Origin of the sequence: Cyanobium gracile UHCC 0139 (assembly GCF_034931325.1) — a bacterium.
In the GTDB taxonomy this organism is placed as follows: Bacteria; Cyanobacteriota; Cyanobacteriia; order PCC-6307; family Cyanobiaceae; genus Cyanobium; species Cyanobium gracile_B.
On sequence record NZ_JAYGHX010000013.1, the window covers coordinates 24,818 to 41,363 of the forward strand.

Annotated in this window: 25 protein-coding genes; 11 read left to right on the plus strand and 14 right to left on the minus strand. The window is 68.6% G+C overall.

What is annotated here, in order from left to right:
- Positions 1–158: 158 nt before the first annotated feature.
- Positions 159–611 (plus strand): hypothetical protein, encoded by a 453-nt coding sequence (locus VB738_RS15165; RefSeq protein ID WP_323306544.1) that lies wholly within the window; start codon positions 159–161, stop codon positions 609–611.
- Between the two features lie 9 nt (positions 612–620).
- Here the strand turns inward: VB738_RS15165 and VB738_RS15170 are convergent, their stop codons facing one another.
- Both VB738_RS15170 and VB738_RS15175 read right to left on the minus strand, forming a co-directional pair.
- A complete protein-coding gene (locus tag VB738_RS15170; RefSeq protein WP_323306545.1) occupies positions 621–1,571 on the minus strand; it encodes a hypothetical protein in 951 nt (316 codons plus the stop codon).
- Complete coding sequence (locus VB738_RS15175) at positions 1,568–2,134, minus strand: hypothetical protein (protein WP_323306546.1); 567 nt, start codon at positions 2,132–2,134, stop codon at positions 1,568–1,570. The genes VB738_RS15170 and VB738_RS15175 overlap by 4 nt, the downstream gene beginning before the upstream one ends.
- Positions 2,135–2,280: 146 nt before the next feature.
- On the opposite strand from VB738_RS15175, the gene VB738_RS15180 reads away from it, so the two are divergent.
- Positions 2,281–2,655: a hypothetical protein gene (locus VB738_RS15180; protein ID WP_323306547.1), complete on the plus strand. Its 375-nt coding sequence runs from the start codon at positions 2,281–2,283 to the stop codon at positions 2,653–2,655.
- Positions 2,656–2,658: 3 nt separating this feature from the next.
- Positions 2,659–3,552, plus strand: coding sequence for a transglutaminase family protein (locus tag VB738_RS15185; RefSeq protein ID WP_323306548.1), 894 nt, complete (start codon positions 2,659–2,661; stop codon positions 3,550–3,552).
- Here VB738_RS15185 and VB738_RS15190 read toward each other — a convergent pair.
- The 8 genes from VB738_RS15190 to VB738_RS15225 all read right to left on the minus strand — a co-directional run bounded on the left by VB738_RS15190 (position 3,531) and on the right by VB738_RS15225 (position 9,122).
- Positions 3,531–3,743: a hypothetical protein gene (locus tag VB738_RS15190; protein WP_323306549.1), complete on the minus strand. Its 213-nt coding sequence runs from the start codon at positions 3,741–3,743 to the stop codon at positions 3,531–3,533. The genes VB738_RS15185 and VB738_RS15190 overlap by 22 nt on opposite strands.
- A gap of 190 nt (positions 3,744–3,933) precedes the next feature.
- Complete coding sequence (locus VB738_RS15195) at positions 3,934–4,272, minus strand: RNA-binding protein (RefSeq protein ID WP_323306550.1); 339 nt, start codon at positions 4,270–4,272, stop codon at positions 3,934–3,936.
- Positions 4,273–4,494: 222 nt separating this feature from the next.
- Entirely contained in the window at positions 4,495–4,821 is a 327-nt protein-coding gene (locus VB738_RS15200) for a hypothetical protein (RefSeq protein WP_015108481.1), read from the minus strand.
- A gap of 25 nt (positions 4,822–4,846) precedes the next feature.
- Entirely contained in the window at positions 4,847–5,611 is a 765-nt protein-coding gene (locus VB738_RS15205; RefSeq protein ID WP_323306551.1) for a fatty acid desaturase, read from the minus strand.
- A 95-nt stretch (positions 5,612–5,706) separates the two neighbouring features.
- Positions 5,707–6,663 carry an orange carotenoid-binding protein gene (locus tag VB738_RS15210; RefSeq protein ID WP_323306552.1) on the minus strand — a complete coding sequence of 319 codons (957 nt, stop codon included), beginning with the start codon at positions 6,661–6,663 and terminating at the stop codon, positions 5,707–5,709.
- Between the two features lie 191 nt (positions 6,664–6,854).
- The gene (locus tag VB738_RS15215; protein ID WP_323306553.1) at positions 6,855–7,622 is read right to left on the minus strand and encodes a phycobilisome rod-core linker polypeptide; all 768 of its coding nucleotides are present in this window, start codon (positions 7,620–7,622) and stop codon (positions 6,855–6,857) included.
- Between the two features lie 73 nt (positions 7,623–7,695).
- Entirely contained in the window at positions 7,696–8,010 is a 315-nt protein-coding gene (locus VB738_RS15220; RefSeq protein ID WP_323306554.1) for a hypothetical protein, read from the minus strand.
- Positions 8,011–8,294: 284 nt separating this feature from the next.
- Positions 8,295–9,122, minus strand: coding sequence for a transglutaminase family protein (locus VB738_RS15225; protein WP_323306555.1), 828 nt, complete (start codon positions 9,120–9,122; stop codon positions 8,295–8,297).
- Positions 9,123–9,347: 225 nt separating this feature from the next.
- On the opposite strand from VB738_RS15225, the gene VB738_RS15230 reads away from it, so the two are divergent.
- Genes VB738_RS15230 through VB738_RS15250 form a run of 5 tightly spaced genes read left to right on the plus strand, consistent with a single transcriptional unit; the run spans position 9,348 to position 13,162 of the window.
- Positions 9,348–9,632 (plus strand): galactose oxidase, encoded by a 285-nt coding sequence (locus tag VB738_RS15230; protein WP_323306556.1) that lies wholly within the window; start codon positions 9,348–9,350, stop codon positions 9,630–9,632.
- Between the two features lie 58 nt (positions 9,633–9,690).
- Complete coding sequence (locus tag VB738_RS15235) at positions 9,691–10,689, plus strand: ATP-binding cassette domain-containing protein (protein ID WP_323306557.1); 999 nt, start codon at positions 9,691–9,693, stop codon at positions 10,687–10,689.
- Positions 10,686–11,498 (plus strand): ABC transporter permease, encoded by an 813-nt coding sequence (locus tag VB738_RS15240; protein ID WP_254992156.1) that lies wholly within the window; start codon positions 10,686–10,688, stop codon positions 11,496–11,498. Before VB738_RS15235 ends, VB738_RS15240 begins: the two co-directional genes overlap by 4 nt.
- Positions 11,498–12,286 (plus strand): ABC transporter permease, encoded by a 789-nt coding sequence (locus tag VB738_RS15245; protein ID WP_323306558.1) that lies wholly within the window; start codon positions 11,498–11,500, stop codon positions 12,284–12,286. The genes VB738_RS15240 and VB738_RS15245 overlap by 1 nt, the downstream gene beginning before the upstream one ends.
- Positions 12,287–13,162 (plus strand): PfkB family carbohydrate kinase, encoded by an 876-nt coding sequence (locus VB738_RS15250; RefSeq protein WP_323306559.1) that lies wholly within the window; start codon positions 12,287–12,289, stop codon positions 13,160–13,162. It begins immediately after the preceding gene.
- Here VB738_RS15250 and VB738_RS15255 read toward each other — a convergent pair.
- Complete coding sequence (locus VB738_RS15255) at positions 13,149–13,556, minus strand: VOC family protein (RefSeq protein WP_323306560.1); 408 nt, start codon at positions 13,554–13,556, stop codon at positions 13,149–13,151. The genes VB738_RS15250 and VB738_RS15255 overlap by 14 nt on opposite strands.
- A 51-nt stretch (positions 13,557–13,607) precedes the next feature.
- Between VB738_RS15255 and VB738_RS15260 the strand changes: the two genes are divergently transcribed.
- From VB738_RS15260 to VB738_RS15270, 3 genes are all read left to right on the plus strand, one after another.
- Positions 13,608–14,261, plus strand: a complete 654-nt coding sequence (locus VB738_RS15260; protein ID WP_323306561.1) for a methyltransferase domain-containing protein — start codon at positions 13,608–13,610, stop codon at positions 14,259–14,261.
- Positions 14,262–14,268: 7 nt separating this feature from the next.
- Positions 14,269–14,862 (plus strand): pyridoxamine 5'-phosphate oxidase, encoded by a 594-nt coding sequence (locus VB738_RS15265; RefSeq protein WP_323306562.1) that lies wholly within the window; start codon positions 14,269–14,271, stop codon positions 14,860–14,862.
- A gap of 70 nt (positions 14,863–14,932) precedes the next feature.
- On the plus strand, positions 14,933–15,145 hold the full coding sequence (locus tag VB738_RS15270) for a DUF2973 domain-containing protein (protein WP_323306563.1): 213 nt from the start codon (positions 14,933–14,935) through the stop codon (positions 15,143–15,145).
- Positions 15,146–15,151: 6 nt separating this feature from the next.
- On the opposite strand, the gene VB738_RS15275 is transcribed toward VB738_RS15270, so the two are convergent.
- The 3 genes from VB738_RS15275 to VB738_RS15285 all read right to left on the minus strand — a co-directional run bounded on the left by VB738_RS15275 (position 15,152) and on the right by VB738_RS15285 (position 16,437).
- Positions 15,152–15,928: a hypothetical protein gene (locus VB738_RS15275; protein ID WP_323306564.1), complete on the minus strand. Its 777-nt coding sequence runs from the start codon at positions 15,926–15,928 to the stop codon at positions 15,152–15,154.
- An 82-nt stretch (positions 15,929–16,010) separates the two neighbouring features.
- A complete protein-coding gene (locus VB738_RS15280; protein WP_254957045.1) occupies positions 16,011–16,154 on the minus strand; it encodes a chlorophyll a/b-binding protein in 144 nt (47 codons plus the stop codon).
- Between the two features lie 76 nt (positions 16,155–16,230).
- Positions 16,231–16,437, minus strand: coding sequence for a hypothetical protein (locus tag VB738_RS15285; protein ID WP_323306565.1), 207 nt, complete (start codon positions 16,435–16,437; stop codon positions 16,231–16,233).
- Positions 16,438–16,546 lie beyond the last annotated feature (109 nt).

The following is a 16,546-nucleotide window of genomic DNA, read 5'->3' on the forward strand; positions in this document are numbered from 1 at the left end:
GACCAGACGTCGGACAGCAAGCGATGCAAAGACCGGGGCCATGGCTGGAGTCGCATCCTGTCGGACATCGGCCGGGAGCCGTTCATGGATCGGTCACATGGCTTCGCTTGATTGATGTCAGCCCCACCTCAGGGGTCGCTCCTCACAACGCGAACACCATGAACACCTTCCTTCGTCAGGGGTCCCGCCGCCTCGCGGGCCTGCTGGGCACCACCGGCGTCCTGGCCCTGGTCGCCACCCCTCTGGGAGCCTGGGCCGGTCCCTGGGGCCCGTCCGGCGCTCCCCGCCAGGTCAACAGCCGCCGTGTTCCCTACCCCGTACCGACCCTGCCCAGCCCCTCCTCCTATGGCGATGGCTACGGCGGCGGCTACCGGGCCGACTACGACGTCGATCGCTACCGGGCCAACGTGCCGGTGTCTCCCGACTACATCCAGGCCCAGACGGCCCAGCGCTGCAACGTGGGTCGGCTGGTGGGCGGGATCATCGGCGGTGGCCTGGGCTACGCCGCGTCCCGCCAGGATGGCCGCACCTGGGCCGTGCCTCTCGGGGCCCTGCTGGGTCAGCAGATGGGCTGCAGCATCGGCTCCCAGCGGGCTCCCCTGCCCTGGTGAACCCCTGGCTCAGGAAGCGGTCCCGAAGGCCACCTGACAGGCGGCATTGAGGAGTTCCGCTTCCTGGGCATTCCCCGGCACCTGGCCATTCAGCAAGCCCGACTGGCAGTCGGCCGACAGCTGATAGACGCTGCCGTTGGCACTGACGTCGAAGGCCACGGTGCTGGTGCCGGTCGGCTGGACCGTGCCGAACAGCAGCTGGTACTGGGTGTTGGGAACCACGATCACGGTCTGGTTGCTGGCCACCGCCGCATCCACCGCGCTGTTGATGATCGCGGCCGTTGCCAGGGTGCCCACTCCCCAGGCGGCGGCACTGGCCCCCCACCATCCCCAGGACGGTGTGGCCCAGCCGCCGTACCAGCCGTGGTTCCAGGGTCGGGCCACGCCCCAGCCCGGACGGGCCCAGCCGGGCCGCACGCCGATGGCGTTGACGTTGACGGCGCGGTTCCAGTTGCGGTTGACGCTGACGCTGCGGTTGATGTTCCGGTTGACGTTGGCGTTCCGGTTCAGGTTGGCGTTGACGTTGCGGTTGAGGCTTCCGGCTCCGGCGGGCCTGTTCAGGCCGGGGTTGCCGACCACCCCACCGGGGCGCGCCGCAGGACGATTCAACGAGGGGCCGCCCAGGCCACCGCCGGCGACGCCGCTGCTCCAGCCACCGGCGGGCCGGCTGACGCCCCGGTTGAGACCGCCGGCCCCGCCGGATCCCTGGAAGCCGCTGCGGCCCAGCGAGCCGCCACCACCGGCGCGGCCAAGACCACCGCCGCCACCGCCAACTCTCGCGCCGCCACCACCGCCTCCCATCCGGGCCCCGCCGCCGCCGCCGCCCATCCGGCCACCGCCGCCGCCCCGGGCGATCAGCGCCGGGCCGTGGGGGGAGGCGAGCTCCAGGGCCAGGCCAGCCCCGACCGGCGAGGCGATCACACCAGCCAACAACAGGGCGAATGCGCTCAGGGTGTTCATTTCAGCAACAGGGCGCAGGCGTCGTCGTAGCAGCTGGCATCCACCCGGCCGTCGGAGCCGAAGTGCACCATCACCAGATCACGGCCCTGGAGGCGGGTATTGGCGCGATCCTCCCGAACACTGTTGAGGTAGTTGGGGTTGACCACGCAGAGGTCCTTGCCGTTGAAGCAGACCGTGTTGGTGGAGAAACGGGCCGAGGCACCACGCAGGGGCCGCCAGTTTCGGGCGTCGTGGGCCCAGATCGCCATGGTCACCGGCTCCGCGGTGATGCGAACGGTTTCAACGCTGGTGCCGATGCGGTGGCGGTAGAGGGTGGCCCCGCCGCTGTCCACCGCCTCCACGGTGCAAGGCACAGGGGCGGCGCCCTGGAGCGCACACTGGGTCGACAACCTGTAAAGGACCTTGGCGGAGGGAACCTGCTGGGCGAGGCTCGCCGGCGCAACGGCCAGCAGCACACCGGCCATCAGGCCTGCCGTGGGGATGACCCCCGCCGGGATCGGGCACCGGTTTCGGCGGCCTGTGGGGTGATCGCTGGGGAGCAGGGGGTTCCGGCGGAGAAGCATGGGACGTCAGGGCAGCCGCAGGCGCCGATGGGTGGGTAGCGATGAACACATCGTGGCCATGGTGGGCCTGGACTGGCAACAACCGATGGCCGCTGCTCCCCAGGCCCGACCTCGCTAGCGTTGAAGCAGCCACAGACAAACCATCGATGGCCGTTCTCAACCGCTGCGCGATCGCGGTGGCGCCCCGGCAGCCGATGGTGGACTGGACCCGGCCCTTCTGGACCCGCGAGGACATGGAAGGGCTGGGGGAGGACCACAGCCTCTACCTGATCCCCACCTACGACAGCGAGCTGGAAGCCCAGGACCGGCTGCTGGACAGCTACGGCCAGATCTTCGCCGCCGAACTCGATCTCTGGTGCCGCGACCGCAGCCGCTGGCCCCATCCCCGCAGCCTGGAGCTCTTCGAGGCCTGGTTCTCCGTCCGCTTCTTCCCCCTCATCGAGGACCTGGACACGGCGCCGCTGCACACCTACGTCATCGATGACGACCTCCAGGACGTCCTGCGCGAGGCCATGGGCTGAGCGATGTTCTTCCGCATCCACCATCGCCTCAGCTACACCTACGAGCGGCCCGTCTTCCTGGAGCCGATGGCCGTGCGGCTCACCCCCCGCCAGGACGGCAGCCAGAGGATCCTCGAGCACCACCTGCGGCTGCAGGAGGCACCGGCGGGCCTGACCCGGGTGATCGAGCCCGATGGCACCGACGCGATGGTGGCCTGGTTCCAGCAGGAGCGCGACCAGCTGACGATCACGGTGGACATGCTGGTGGAGACCCTGCGCAGCAACCCCTTCGACTGGATCGTCACCCACCGGGAGGCCCAGCAGCTGCCGGTGAGCTATCCCGAGGCGGAGGCCCGTTCCCTGGCGGGCTGCCTGCAGGATCGGACCGATCCGGAGGTGCGGGCCTGGGCCCAGGCCATCGCCGACCGGGTCGACGGATCGGCTACCGCCTTCCTCAGCGCCCTCGCCGACGAGATCCACCACGGCTTTCACCATGTCGGCCGGCTGGAAGGGGAGCCCACCGATGCGGCCGAGACGCTCCGCACCCTGACCGGAGCCTGCCGGGACACCGCCATGCTCTACGTCGCGGCCTGCCGCAGCCAGGGACTGGCGGCGCGGTTCGTGAGCGGCTACTCGATGCACCATCCCCCCGAGGTGAGCGAACACGAGCTGCACGCCTGGGCGGAGGTGTACCTGCCCGGAGGGGGGTGGAGGGGATTCGACCCCAGTCTCGGTCTGGCGGTGGCCGACGGCCACGTGGTCCTGGCGGCGGCGCCCGATCACCACCTGGCGGCGCCGGTCAGCGGCCGGTACCGCGGCACCGGCGTGGGCTCCAGCCTGGCCTACCTGATCCGCCTGCAGGCCGCCGAGGAGCTCGGGGAGCTGGGGGCTCCGCCTCAGCCGATGATCCCGAGCTGAAGCCAGCAACCGGCCGGCGCCAGCTTCTCGACCACCACCGGGGCCCGGTGGGTGAGCACCAGGCTGTGGGCATACCGTTCGGCCTCATCGCGGTGGTCGAAGGTGGGGCCGGTCACCTCGTTGGGCACGGTGGTCTCGTTCTGGTCAGCGGGACGGACCCGGTAGCGGCCGCGAGGGCTTGGATCACTCATGGGCCCAATCTGCTCCCCGACCACGCCAAGCGGCCCCAGCAGCAGAGTGTCTTTCGATCCGTGCCGGACTCCCCACAAGCAAGATCGCCGGCTGGCCGGAAGCGAACCGACCAAAAAAACCGCCCCCGGAGACCCAGGGGCGGTGAAGAAGGTAACTTGGCCCACCAGGGGCCGTTGACCCGGCAATGACTCAGTAGCGGCTGCGGCCGCCGCCACCACCGCCGTAGCCACCACCGCCGCCGCCGTAGCCGCCGCCGCCGGAGCGACCGCCGCCACCGCCGCCACCGGTGCGGGGCTCTGCCTTGTTGACGCGGATGCTGCGACCCATCCACTCCACATCCTGGAGATCATCGATGGCCTTGGTCTCGTCGGCGTCGTTGGTCATTTCGACGAACGCGAAACCGCGCTTACGACCCGTGTCGCGATCGAGGGGCAGGGTGCACTGGCGAAGTTCGCCGTACTGGGCAAAAAGGTTCTTCACGTCTTCCACTTCGGCGTCGAAGGAAAGATTTCCGATGTAAATGGTCATGAACCTGAAAAAAACTATGAACCGATCCTTCGACAGCCCTTTTAGAAAGTGATGAGCTCGCTGGAGAGAAATCTTGGAATCTTCCCCACCCTACAACCCCCGAGGGCTGGGCCCCCAAGGCTCGCAGGTCGGGACAACCGGCCGGGCGGCGGCGGCTTCGGCCTGAAGCAGGCATGTCAGGCGATCCGAGCGGAGCCGTGCAGCAGATCTGCGGCGGCCCGCTTACATGCGCGACATCGCCGTGATCTTGTTGAGCTTGTCCCGCTCGAGTCCTTCGAGTTCCTCGACCTGCAACAGGCCATCCTTTACCAGGCTGGCAAAGACGAACAAAAGGCCGGGGAGGCGAAAGTCGAAACGTCCTTCGATTTCATGGCGCTGGATGCTGAGAAAGTCATGCAATTTCCAGCATTCCTCGACGGAGTCCATCCGGCTGGCATGGGCCTGGACGGCCCGGATGATGCCGATCGCGGCTCTGGAGTGGGCCTTGTCGAAGGCGCGGCGTGCCACCTGCTGCTCCTGATCCGTCCACTCCAACACCGCACTCACCATGGGTCTCAACAGCTGAATTTGGACGTTAACCCCCGGGACTGAGCGGCCGCGAGCCGTTGGCAGGGCTGTAACCATGGCCGGGACCATGGCCGGGACGATCGGAAATGCGACGTCGCAACTGCGGCAGCCGGAACCATGGCACCGCCGGATGGGCATGGTGCTCCCGGTGGTACCCGAAATGAAAACAAGCCAGCAGGGAGAGAAGGTGGGGATAGCCCAGACTTCGGATGGCATGGCATCCGGCAAGGGTGGATCCGTCACCGCGGTGAGGAAGATAGGTTCCGAACAGAAACAGCTGACACGAACTGAGAACCAGCGGCAGCACCCAGAACGTGGGGATCGCCAGCACCAGCCGGGGCTCCAGCCGCATCAGCACTCCGCCCACAGCCAACCAGCTGGCCAGGAGCAGGACCAGCTGGGGCACGGACAGGTAGTTGCCCATGAACCTGGCGTACCAGCGCAGAGCCCCATCGCCGCTGACCCTTCGGTAGTCCGGATCAAGACGGCTGCCCGGGAAACGATGATGGCGGAGGTGATGGCGGCGGCAGCGACCATAGGGAAGCCCGGCGTAGAGCATCAGGGCCAGCCGACCCAGGGCGTCGTTGAGCCGCGGACGCCCGGGCACCAGGGTGCGATGCATCGCATCGTGGCCGAGGATGAACAGGCCGGTCTGCAGGAACGTGCGCAGGGCCATGGCCAGCCCGACCGCCGCCGGTGTCCAACCAGCGGGATCCGCCAGCAGAGCCAGCACCAGGGTGACCAGCCAGGCCCCGAGGATGCCCGTTCCCAACAGAAGACCTGTGCCTCCCCAAGCCGGGAAGACCGGAGTGGCAAGCGCCCCCCCGGTCACGGGACCCGCCGTCGCGGGGAATGTGGACAGATTCCTCAGCGGGCGAACTTGAGCAGTTCGGCGGGGGAGGCCAGCAGATCGATCGCCACGAAGTAGATCTTGTTGTCGGGATCGAGAAGGAAACGCCAGGCCACGTTCATGCCGACACCGGCTCCGAACCAGGGGGTCTGCACCTTTCCGGTCACCTTGATCTGGGTGAAACCGCCATCGGAGGGCTCGCTGACGCCGGTTTCGGGCAGCAGCTTGAGGTTCTGGCAGTCCTCGCGGAAGAAACGCAGGATGGCGTCGGTACCGACGATGGGCCGCTGGAAGGGAGGTTGCAGGGCGCCGTCGGGGAGGAACAGCTGGATCAGCTGGTCGAAGTCGTTGGCATTGAGCAGATCCATGTAGGAGAGGATCGTGGCGTTATCGACGCCGGCGATCGAGACCCTGGTGCGCTGCTCGGGCGCTGTCGGCAGCACGATCGGCTCGGCGATGCGCTCGCTGCCGTCCACCTTGCTGGGATCGAAGCCCATGTCGACGACGAAGTTGCGCAGCACGGTGATCTGCTGACCCGCATCGATGCCCTTGAGCGAGGAGAGCACCGAGGCGGCGTTGGCGGAGAGCTGATAGCCCTCGGGGATGGGAGCCACGAGGCCCTCCTCCATCCACTCACCCAGGCGATACCAGAAGCCGAGCTTGATGTTGACCGACCAGATCGCATAGGTGCGGCAGATGTCGGTGTCCGACCGGTTGGCCAGATCCACCATCACCTGGCTCTGCTCGGCGAAGGTCATCGCCTTGATCCGGTTGAGCACCGGCTCGGCGAACTGCATGCGGGCCGCACCAGGGGCGGCGATGGTGATGGTCTTGCCCATCTCGAGGTAAGCGAACCAGATCAGCGCCAACTGGTCCTCGGCGCTGAGGAGGCTGAAGCGGGCCGTCAGGGCCGGCACCACATCGGCCGAGAGGGTGTCCGGAAAGATCTGGGTCGCTTTTTCGAGCGTGAACATGACAGGCACCTCCGGAAGGTCAAGAAATCTTTACAAATCCTAATACATGGCGGTGGCGGCGACGGCGTTGCGACCACCTGAAACCAAGGAAAGCACGATTTCGTGTCCGTCAGCACAGCAAGTTGGACTCAGCTCCATCTCACCGTGCTGCGGATCACGACCTCCCGGCGATCCCTGCCGGCGGGCGGCGCTCAGGGCGCTCCGGTGCTGAGCATGGCCGCCGCGGTCCACAGGACCAGGCCGGTGATGGCGAAGCCGCCGGCGGTGACCAGCCCCTGCCAGATCTGGCGGGCCAGAGGCGAGGGCTGCTCCCCGAGCCAGGCGGGCCGGGGGGTGCCGGGGGACCAGGGGTTGGCACCGCGGGGCGCCCGGCTGGCGATGACATCGCGCCAGCGGCCGTCGTAACGGGGCGCCTGCTGGTTGAAGGGCCGTTCTCCCTGGGCCCGGCCCGGCAGCACCCGCGAGCGCTGGTAGGGCACGGTGTCGTAACCGAACGCCTCGAGGTACTCGGGCGAGTCGAGCAGGGTGTCCACCAGGGCCATAAGCCCGTGCTGGGCGATCAGGATCGAGTAGCGGATCCGTTCCTGTTCGCCATACACCGGGCGCCCCAGAACCCTGCCGACAAGTTGTTCAACCAGACGATAGTTGCTGTTGCAATCATAGAAACCCTCTCGGAATCGCCTGGAAAGCAGCAGACCGCGGATGAAATCCCTCATGGTGATCTGTCCGCTGCGCAGCTGGGATTCCAGCACGGCTTCACGGTCCACCTTGAAGGCGTGAAAGAAGATCTGGCGGTAGGCCTGCTCGATCTGGACGTCGAGGCTGAGGCGGTCACCGGAGGCCTTGCGGGTCTCCAGGGTGGCGACGGCCTGGCGGGGGGATTCCTCACTGGCGATCGCGAAACTCGGCACCCTGGCGTTAAGGCTCGAGGGTCGGGCGGCTAGCAGAGGAAGGGCCATGGAGGGATTCAAGGAGAATGACCCGGAAAGATAACCGTCAACAAATCTGGCCTTGGGCAAGCCGCCGGATCCCTCACACAGCTTTACTTTTCGGGCCCGCCACCGGCGGAGTCTGCAGGGGTGCGGGGCGCTCGCTGGGCTCGCAGTCCAACCTCAGGACCCGTTCGAGGGTCTGGTTGCGATAGTTCCTCAGGCAATACTTGCAGCCGCCGGTGGTCTGGAGATGACGCTCCGGTGTGATCACGATCTCCCGGACAGGATGCTCCAGACAGCGAATCTTGACGGGGCTGCGGTAGCTCTTGTAATTAATCTGGGAATAATCGTATCTGCCGCCGAATCGGGACAGGGCTCGCTCCAGAAACGTGGCTTCATCGATCCGTAAACCCATTGGTCGATCCGCGTGAGTCAGGGAGAAAAAACCCAGGCTGAATCCCTCAGGCAGAATACCGGCCTTGACCCACGGAGCCCATGGACGGGGCCCACGGGGTCCGGAAACCAGGCTGCTGGCCCAGCCAACTGTTGACAGGGACTTTCGTCAGGAACCTTTGGGCGGGCTCAATGGTGACTGAGTTCAGGGGGATTCTGTCGCCGAAGTCCGGCAGGCTGACCCAACGCATGAATTCTCCACACTTCTCCGCGGCCCGGCCCCCTCCCGGGTAGGCACCTCCGCGGTCAGGGGCAGGAAGATTCGGGGCTGGCCAGCTCTTCGGTGATGACACGGAAGCCGGTGAGCTGGTGGTCGCCGAAGGAGCGCAGGAAGGGCACATCCGCCGCATCCCGACCCCGGGCGATCAGCACCCGGCCGATGCGGGGCCGGTTGTGGCGGGGGTCGAAGACATGCCAGCGATCCTCGAGAAACGCCTCGAACCAGGCCGAGTAGTCGATCGGTTCGGGCTGGGGCATGGTGCCCGTGTAGCCCAGGTAGCCGGTGCAGTAGCGGGCGGGGATGTTGAGGCAGCGGCAGAGGCTGATGGCCAGGTGGGCGAAGTCCCGGCAGACGCCCCGCCCTTCGCGCAGGGCGTCGTGGGCGGTCTTGTCGCTGCGGGCGGCGCCGTAGTCGAAGCGGAGCTGCTCGTGCACCCAGTCGCAGATGGCCTGCACCCGCGACCAGCCGGGCCGGACGCCACCGAAGCGCCCCCAGGCGACCTGGGCCAGGCGGTCGGTGTCGCAGTAGCGGCTGGGGTTGAGGTAGGGGTAGGTGACGATCGGCAGCGCCCCCACCGGGCACTCGCCCACCTCCGGTGCCACCGGATCGGGAAGGCCGGGGTCGGCCACCACCACCTCGAATCCCAGGGTGGTGCTGCCGGTGGAGGCCACGAAACGGCAGGCTCGGTTGCCGTCCGCATCGGTGAGCACCTCGGCGATCCGGTCGGGGCTCAGCCGCAGCCGCTCGGGACCGCGGCGGTCCTCCAGGCGGCTGCCATGGGGATGGACCAGGGCCAGCACCGGCGTCGGCGCCCAGCAGGAGAGGGTCAGTTCGCAGCCGAGCCGGATCAGCATGGAGCAGGCATGGCGAACGGCGCGACCCGATGGTCGATTGTGGCCCCCCGGCCGGGCTTCTGTGACGGCGATCCAGAACGGGACCTCCGTGGCCCGGTCCGTAGGCGTCGCCGCTGCGGCCCCGCTGCGGTCTCGCTGCAGCTGTACTGCGGCGCCCCTGCTCAAGGGTGTCGCTGGCCGCCAGGGGCGATCCCTGCTAGTACGGGTGTATCACTTTCACTGGCCATGTCCTCTGCCCCAGCCCCCGCTCCGCGCCCAGCTGCGCAGCCTGCTCCAGATCGCGACGCCTGGCCCTATCTCGGGCCGGAGCAGCTGCTCCCCAGCCGCAGCCGTCACGTCTGCCTCACCTGCCAGTGGTTCCGTCATCACGCCGACGCCGACGCGGTCCCCCTGCTGAGCTGCCAGTGGCATCAGGCCCTGATCTGCCACGGCGACCATCTCACCCAGCGCTGTCCGAGCTGGCTCGAGCCGCTGCAGCGCAGCTCCGGCTGGTGCCCCGAAGCCGCCTGAGGTCCAGCTCCAGTCGGGGCGGCCCTCGATAGGGTGGGCCCTGCCCGCCCCCGTCCGCATGGCCCCCGACCGCATGGCCATCGTCAGCGCGCAGGGCCTCGGCAAGACCTACCGGGTGGCCGACAAGCAACCCGGACTGGCCGGCACCCTGCGTCACTTCGTGAACCGCCGCGAGCGCCTGATCGCAGCCGTGCAGGAGGTGAGCTTCTCGATCGAGCCGGGCGAGTTCGTCGGCTTCCTGGGGGCCAACGGCGCCGGCAAGACCACCACCCTCAAGATGCTCACGGGGCTGATCCACCCCACCAGCGGCACGGTGGAGGTGGCCGGCTGCCAGCCCCAGCGCCGCGAGGCGGACTTCCTGGGCCAGATCACCCTGGTGATGGGCCAGAAGCAGCAGCTGATCTGGGATCTGCCGCCGCTGGATTCTCTGCGGGTCAACGCCGCCGTCTACGGCATCCCCCCGGCGGAGAGCCGCCGCCGCATCGCCGAGCTGGCGGAGATGCTCGAGCTGGGGGACGAGCTGCGCCGGCCGGTGCGCAAGCTCTCCCTCGGCCAGCGGATGAAGGCGGAGCTGCTGGCGGCCCTGCTGCACCGGCCATCGGTGCTGTTCCTCGACGAACCCACCCTGGGGCTGGATGTCAACGCCCAGGCCCGGGTGCGCAGCTTCCTGGCCGATTACAACCGCCGCTTCGGGGCCACCGTGCTGCTCACCAGCCACTACATGGCCGACATCACCGCCCTCTGTCCGCGGGTGCTGCTGATCCACGAGGGCCGCCTCTTCTACGACGGCAGCCTCGAGACCCTCACCCAGCGGCTGGCGCCCTGCCGGGAGGTGCGCCTGGAGCTGCATGCGCCCCTGGGGGCCGAGGCCTTCGCCAGCTACGGCGAGGTGGAGACCATCGAGGGCCGGGAGGTGCGGCTGCTGATCCCGCGGGAGCGGCTCACCGAGCAGGTGGGACGGCTGCTGGCCGATCTGGCGGTGGTCGATCTGTCGGTGTCCGACCCGCCGATCGAGGACATCATCGGCCGGCTGTTCCACCAGGGGGCCCTGGCATGAGCCGCCCCCTGCGCCAGCGGCTGGCCCACGCCCGCCGCATCGCCACCGTGCTGCTCTCCAGCCAGTACGCCTACATGCTCGAGTACCGGGCCGAGATCGTGCTCTGGGCGCTCTCGGGGGTGCTGCCCTTCATCATGCTGGGCCTGTGGAGCGCCGTCGATGCCGCTGGCGGGCTGGGGATGGACTCCCTGCAGCTGGCCCGCTACTTCCTGTCGGCCTTCGTGGTGCGCCAGTTCACGATCGTGTGGGTGATGTACACCTTCGAGGAGGACAACCTCAACGGCCGGCTGTCGCCCTACCTGCTACAGCCCCTGCCGCTGGTGTGGCGCTACGTGGCCGCCCACCTCTCGGAGCAGGCCACCCGACTCCCCTTCGTGGCGATGCTGGTGGGACTGTTCTTCCTTCTGTATCCCGCTGCCTTCTGGTGGCCCTCCATCTCGTCACTGCTGCTGGCGGTGCTGGCCACCCTGGCCGCCTTCGCCCTGCGCTTCCTGATGCAGTTCACCCTGACGATGGTGTGCTTCTGGAGCGAGAAAGCCACCGCCCTGGAGCGCCTCCTCTATCTGCCCTACCTCTATCTCTCCGGGCTGGTGGCCCCCCTGGCCCTCTATCCCGAGTCGGTGCGGACCTTCGCCTTCTGGACCCCCTTCCCCTACATGGTCGATGTGCCCGCCAGGATCCTGGCCGGTGAGTCCGTGCCGGTGCTGCAGAGCTTCGCGGCCATGGCCGCCTGGGCCGCCCTGCTGCTGCCGATCAACCTGCTGCTCTGGCGGCGGGGCCTGCGCCACTATTCAGCGATGGGGGCGTGATGGGCCGCTATCTCACCACCCTGCGGGTGTTCTGGATCGCCTCGTTGACGGCGGAACTGGAATACCAGGCCAATTTCCTGATCGAGCTGGTGGCCACCGCCGGCAATCTGGTCGGCAGCATCTTCGTGCTGTCGCTGTTCTACGGGCGTGGCCAGTCGCTGGGGGGCTGGAGCTGGGAAGGGGCCCTGGTGGTGCTGGGCATCTACACCCTGCTGGAGGGGATCACCAGCACCCTGCTGCAGCCCAACCTCAGCACGATCGTGGCCCACGTGCGCACCGGCAGCCTCGATTTCGTGCTGCTCAAGCCGATCGACAGCCAGTTCTGGCTCTCGGCCCGCACCTTCTCCCCCTGGGGTCTGCCCGGCATCGCCCTGGGGGCCGGCCTGATCGGCTACGCCGCCTGGAAGGCCGGCGCCACCCCGACGCCCCTCACCCTGCTGGGGGCGGCCCTGATGCTGGTGGCCAGCCTGATGATTCTGTACAGCCTCTGGTTCGTGCTGGCGGCCAGCAGCATCTGGTTCGTGAAGATCTGGAACGCCACCGAGGTGCTGCGCAGCGTGCTGGTGGCCGGCCGCTTTCCGGTGAGTGCCTTCCCAGCCGGCCTGCGGGCCTTCTTCACCTTCATCGTGCCGGTGGCCTTCCTCACCACGGTGCCGGCCGAGGCGATCCTGGGGCGGGCCTCAGGCCCCTGGCTGCTGGCCGGCGGCGCGGTGGCCATCGCCGCGGTGGTGCTGAGCCGCTGGTTCTGGCAGTTCGCCCTGCGCTTCTACACCTCCGCCTCCAGCTGAATGGAGCCCCTCGTCCCCCTGCCCCTGGCGGAGTTACCGGCCCTGCCCCCGCTGGCCCTGGCGGTGGTGGGCCATGTGGAAATGGTGAGCTTCATTGGCGTGGACCATCTGCCGGCGGCCGGCGAGATCCTCCATGCCGCCGACTTCTGCGAGCTCCCCGCCGGCGGCGGCGCCGTGGTGGCCGTGCAGATGGCCCGACTGACGGGAGAGCGGATTCCCTTCTTCACGGCCCTGGGCGACGACCCCCTCGGGCGCCGAGCCGCCGAAGAGCTTGAGGGCCTGGGGCTGGAGCTTCACATCGCCTGGCGGGAGGCCCCGACCCGGCGGGGCCTCACCTTCATCGACGCCGACGGCGAGCGCACCATCACGGTGATCGGCGAGCGGCTGATGCCCACCGGCGCCGATGGATTGCCCTGGGAGCGGCTGGCTCAGACCGACGGTGTGTTCGTCACCGCCACCGATGCCGGCGGGCTGCGGCTGGCCCGGCGGGCCCGGGTGCTGGCCGCCACGCCGCGGCTGCGGCTGCCGACCCTGCGGCAGGCGGGCGTGACCCTCGACGCCCTGATCGGCAGCGCCACCGACCCCGGCGAGGCCTACCGGAGCGAGGATCTCGATCCGCTGCCCCGGCTGTGCATCGGCACCGAGGCCGATCGGGGCGGGGTGCTGATGCCCGGCGGCCGCTATGCCGCCGGGCCGTGCCCGGGGCCGGTGCGGGATGCCTACGGCGCCGGCGACAGCTTCGCCGCCGGCGTCACCACCGCCCTGGCCGCCGGCTGGGATCTGCGGCAGGCCATCAGCCTCGGCGCCCACTGCGGCGCGGCCTGCCTCGATGGCCGCGGGCCCTACGCGACTCAGCTGCGTCTCATCCGCCGCTGACCAGCAGCAGCAGGCGGTTGCCCTCCGGATCGGCCAGCCAGGCCTCGGCCCCGAAGGGTTCCTGCCGCGGCGGCTCCATTGGCACCGCCCCCAGGGCCAGCACCACGGCGAGCCAGTCGTGGAGCACCTGCAGGGGGGGCGCCTCCCCCGCCGGGCGCGAGAAGCAGAGGGACAGCCGGCCCTCGCCGCGGGGGCGGGGACGCCGCCGTGAGGGGACGTAGATCTCCAGCCGGCCCTCGCCCGGTCCGAGCAGGCGCCAGTGGCTGGGGCTGGATCCCGGCAGCGGTTCCGTCCCCAGCAGGGCGCCGTAGAAGGCGGCCAGCCGCTCGGGGTCGTCGGCGGCCAGCACCAGGAAGGGGGGTGGAACGGCAGGGATCATGGCGGGAGGCGCCACCTCGGGCGCCGCGATTCGCCACCATGGCAGCAGAACGGACTCCCGAGGGCCATGGCGGTGCTGGTGTTGAACGAGGCGGAGCGACGCAAGCTGGACGGCTCCGACGACACCCTCTTCTATGCCGAGCCCCGCTACGTGCAGCACCTCGACGGCGCCTTCCGGCGCCGGCTGACGGCGCTCTACCGGGAGCGGATCCCCCCCTGTGCGGTGGTGCTGGATCTGATGAGCAGCTGGGTGAGTCACCTGCCCGAGGACATCACCTACGAGGAGGTGATCGGCCACGGCCTCAACGGGGCTGAACTGGCGGCGAACCCCCGCCTGGATCGCCACTGGCTCCAGGACCTCAACCAGGACCAGCACCTGCCCCTGGCGGATGCCAGCGTCGATGCGGTGCTGATGGTGGCGGGCTGGCAGTACCTGCAGCGGCCTGAGCCGGTGGCGGCCGAACTGCTGCGGGTGGTGCGCCCCGGCGGCCAGGTGATCGTGGCCTTCTCCAACCGGATGTTCTTCCAGAAGGCGCCCCAGGTCTGGACCGACGGCAGCGACCGGGATCACCTCGCCTACATCAGCCGGGTGCTGCAGGCCCAGGGCTGGCCGGCGCCGCAGCTGATCGCCGAGCCGACCCGGGCTGAGGGCCCCATGGGCTGGCTGGGGGGACAGGGAGATCCGTTCTTCGCCGTGGTGGCCGAAAAGCCTGCGCCTTAGGCACCCCATGCCCGACGCCATCCCCACCCCAACCCAGGACGGGCCCCTCCCCCCATGGCGCCCGCTGCTGCGCGGTGCCCTGGAACGGCAGGGCCGCTCCCCCCAGGCCCGCTGGCTGCAGCTGGCCAGCCTGGCCGCGGATGGCACCCCGCGGGTGCGCACACTGGTGTTCCGCTGCTGGTCAGGGGCCGTGGCCCTGGATCTGCTCACCGACCGCCGCAGCGCCAAAAGCGGCGAACTGAGCGGGAAGGCACCGCTGGAGCTTTGCTGGGTGCTGCCCAAGCCCCGCTGCCAGTTCCGCCTCAGGGGCCAGCGACTGCCGCTGGGTGGTGAGGAGGAACGGCAGGCCCTGGATCGCCACTGGCAGGCCCTGACCCCCACGGGCCGGGCTCTCTGGGGCTGGCCGGCGCCGGGGGAGCCGCTGCAGGCGGACGCACCGTTCCCCCGAGAACTGGGGGAGGACGCCCCGCGGCCGGAGCACTTCGAGCTGCTGCGGGTGCGGCTGCAGCGGGTGGAACTGCTGGAGCTGACCGGTCACCCCCAGCGGCGGCGCCGCTGGCTGGCCGACAACGGCTGGCAGGAGGAATGGATCAATCCGTGAGGGTTTCTGCCGAGGGCAACGGCCACGTTTAACAGATCTTTACATTAGCCTGGGCCAAAGCGAGAGACCCATGCTGGAAGCCCTGTTCCCGATTGTTTATATGGTCAGTTTTGCGGTGATCGCCGGCGGCGCCTTCGCCCTGATGACCCAGAACCTGCGCAGCGTCTCGTCCATGCCTGCCAAGCGGCCATCCCATCCGGAGGCCCCTGCCCCGGGCGAGGAGGTGCTGTACGTGGACCTCAGCCGCGAAAGGCTCGAGCAGCTCTACGAACAGGCGAGCTGAGTCGGTTCAACTGGGAAACACGGTGATGCTGGACGTTTCCCGGTAGTTGTCGTCCGCCATGCTGTCGACCCGGAAAGCGGTCCAGGTGGCAAAGGGCTCGGGATCGCTGGCGGTCACGGGCCATTCGATCCGGCGCCTTTGGTAGGTCAGCCCAACACAGGTCAGAGCCTGGTCATCGGCCATCAGCGACCAAAGCAGTCGCAGGTCGCTGCGCTGGTAAGGAATACTCTCCGGCTGAACGCAGGGATCGGCGGGATAGCCGGGCGAGAGCTCAAGCGAGCGCTGGTTCTCCCAGCAGAGGTAATCGCCGTTTTCGGTGGGATAGAACCAGCAGGTTTCGTTGTCGGCCTCCCGCAGGGAGAACTGGTCGAGGCAGCGGATGGAGGCGACGGCGAGGCGATCCGCCGGATGGCCGGTTCGTCCCTGCTGCTCAGGTCCGCTGAGCTCGTAGGCACCCAGCCAGAGGGAGCGGGGCTCCAGATGGGGCACCAAGGCATCGCAGATCAGCCGGCGGACGGAGCCCGTCTCCTCCGGGGAGGTGAGATCCTCCCGGCAGGGATCGCTGCGAAGGGGCACGAACGGATCGGCACCACTGACATTGGCCTGACCGGAAGCGACCAGCTCATCGAGGCTCCGCTCAGGTGGCGTCGTCGTGCGGAACATGCGCAGGGCAATGCCGCTGCCGACGCCAAGCCGCTGGGCTGCCAGGAGGTCGGCCCAGGCAGCGCCGTCGCCGGGCAGGGCGCCTTCCGGGGCCAGTACGAAGACAAGAGCGTGCGCCATGGCGGATCGGGGTGAACGCTTCAGACATCAAAGCCCGGATGGCAGGGCCACCCGGGCTGAAGCAGGCGAACCTTCCGGGGAATCAGCCGAGGCCGATCTGGGCAAGGATGCCCTGGCCGGTGAGGATTTCGGTGCCGAGGCCGATCACGAAACCGAGCATGGCCAGACGGCCGTTCCAGGTTTCAGCGAAGGCGACGAAGCCGAAGCGGGAGGTGGAGTCGGTCATGGAAGGTGGTTGTTTGCGAAACTTGAAGGGAGTGTAAACGATCGTGAAGCGTTGTGACTGTCGTCCGCGATGCCGTTCACGGCCCAGGGGTGGATCCATCCCTCCAGCCCTCCAGGCGGCAGCCCAGCTGGATGTCGCCCTGATCGAGCAGGCGACCGAGCCGGAGGGCGGTGGCCTCCTCCAGGCGGGAGAATCGGTCCTGCCCATGGGTGAGCCAGGAGAGTTCGGTGGGGGTGATGATCCCGGTGGCCAGGGATTCCAGGTAGAGCTCGCCGACCGTCATGGCTGATGTAACGGAACGTAAAGATTGTGGCGCGCCGTGGCGGCGACCGTGGTGAGTGTCCCAAAGGAGTCATGGACGCGGCCAGGACGGTCGATCCTTTACATTTCTT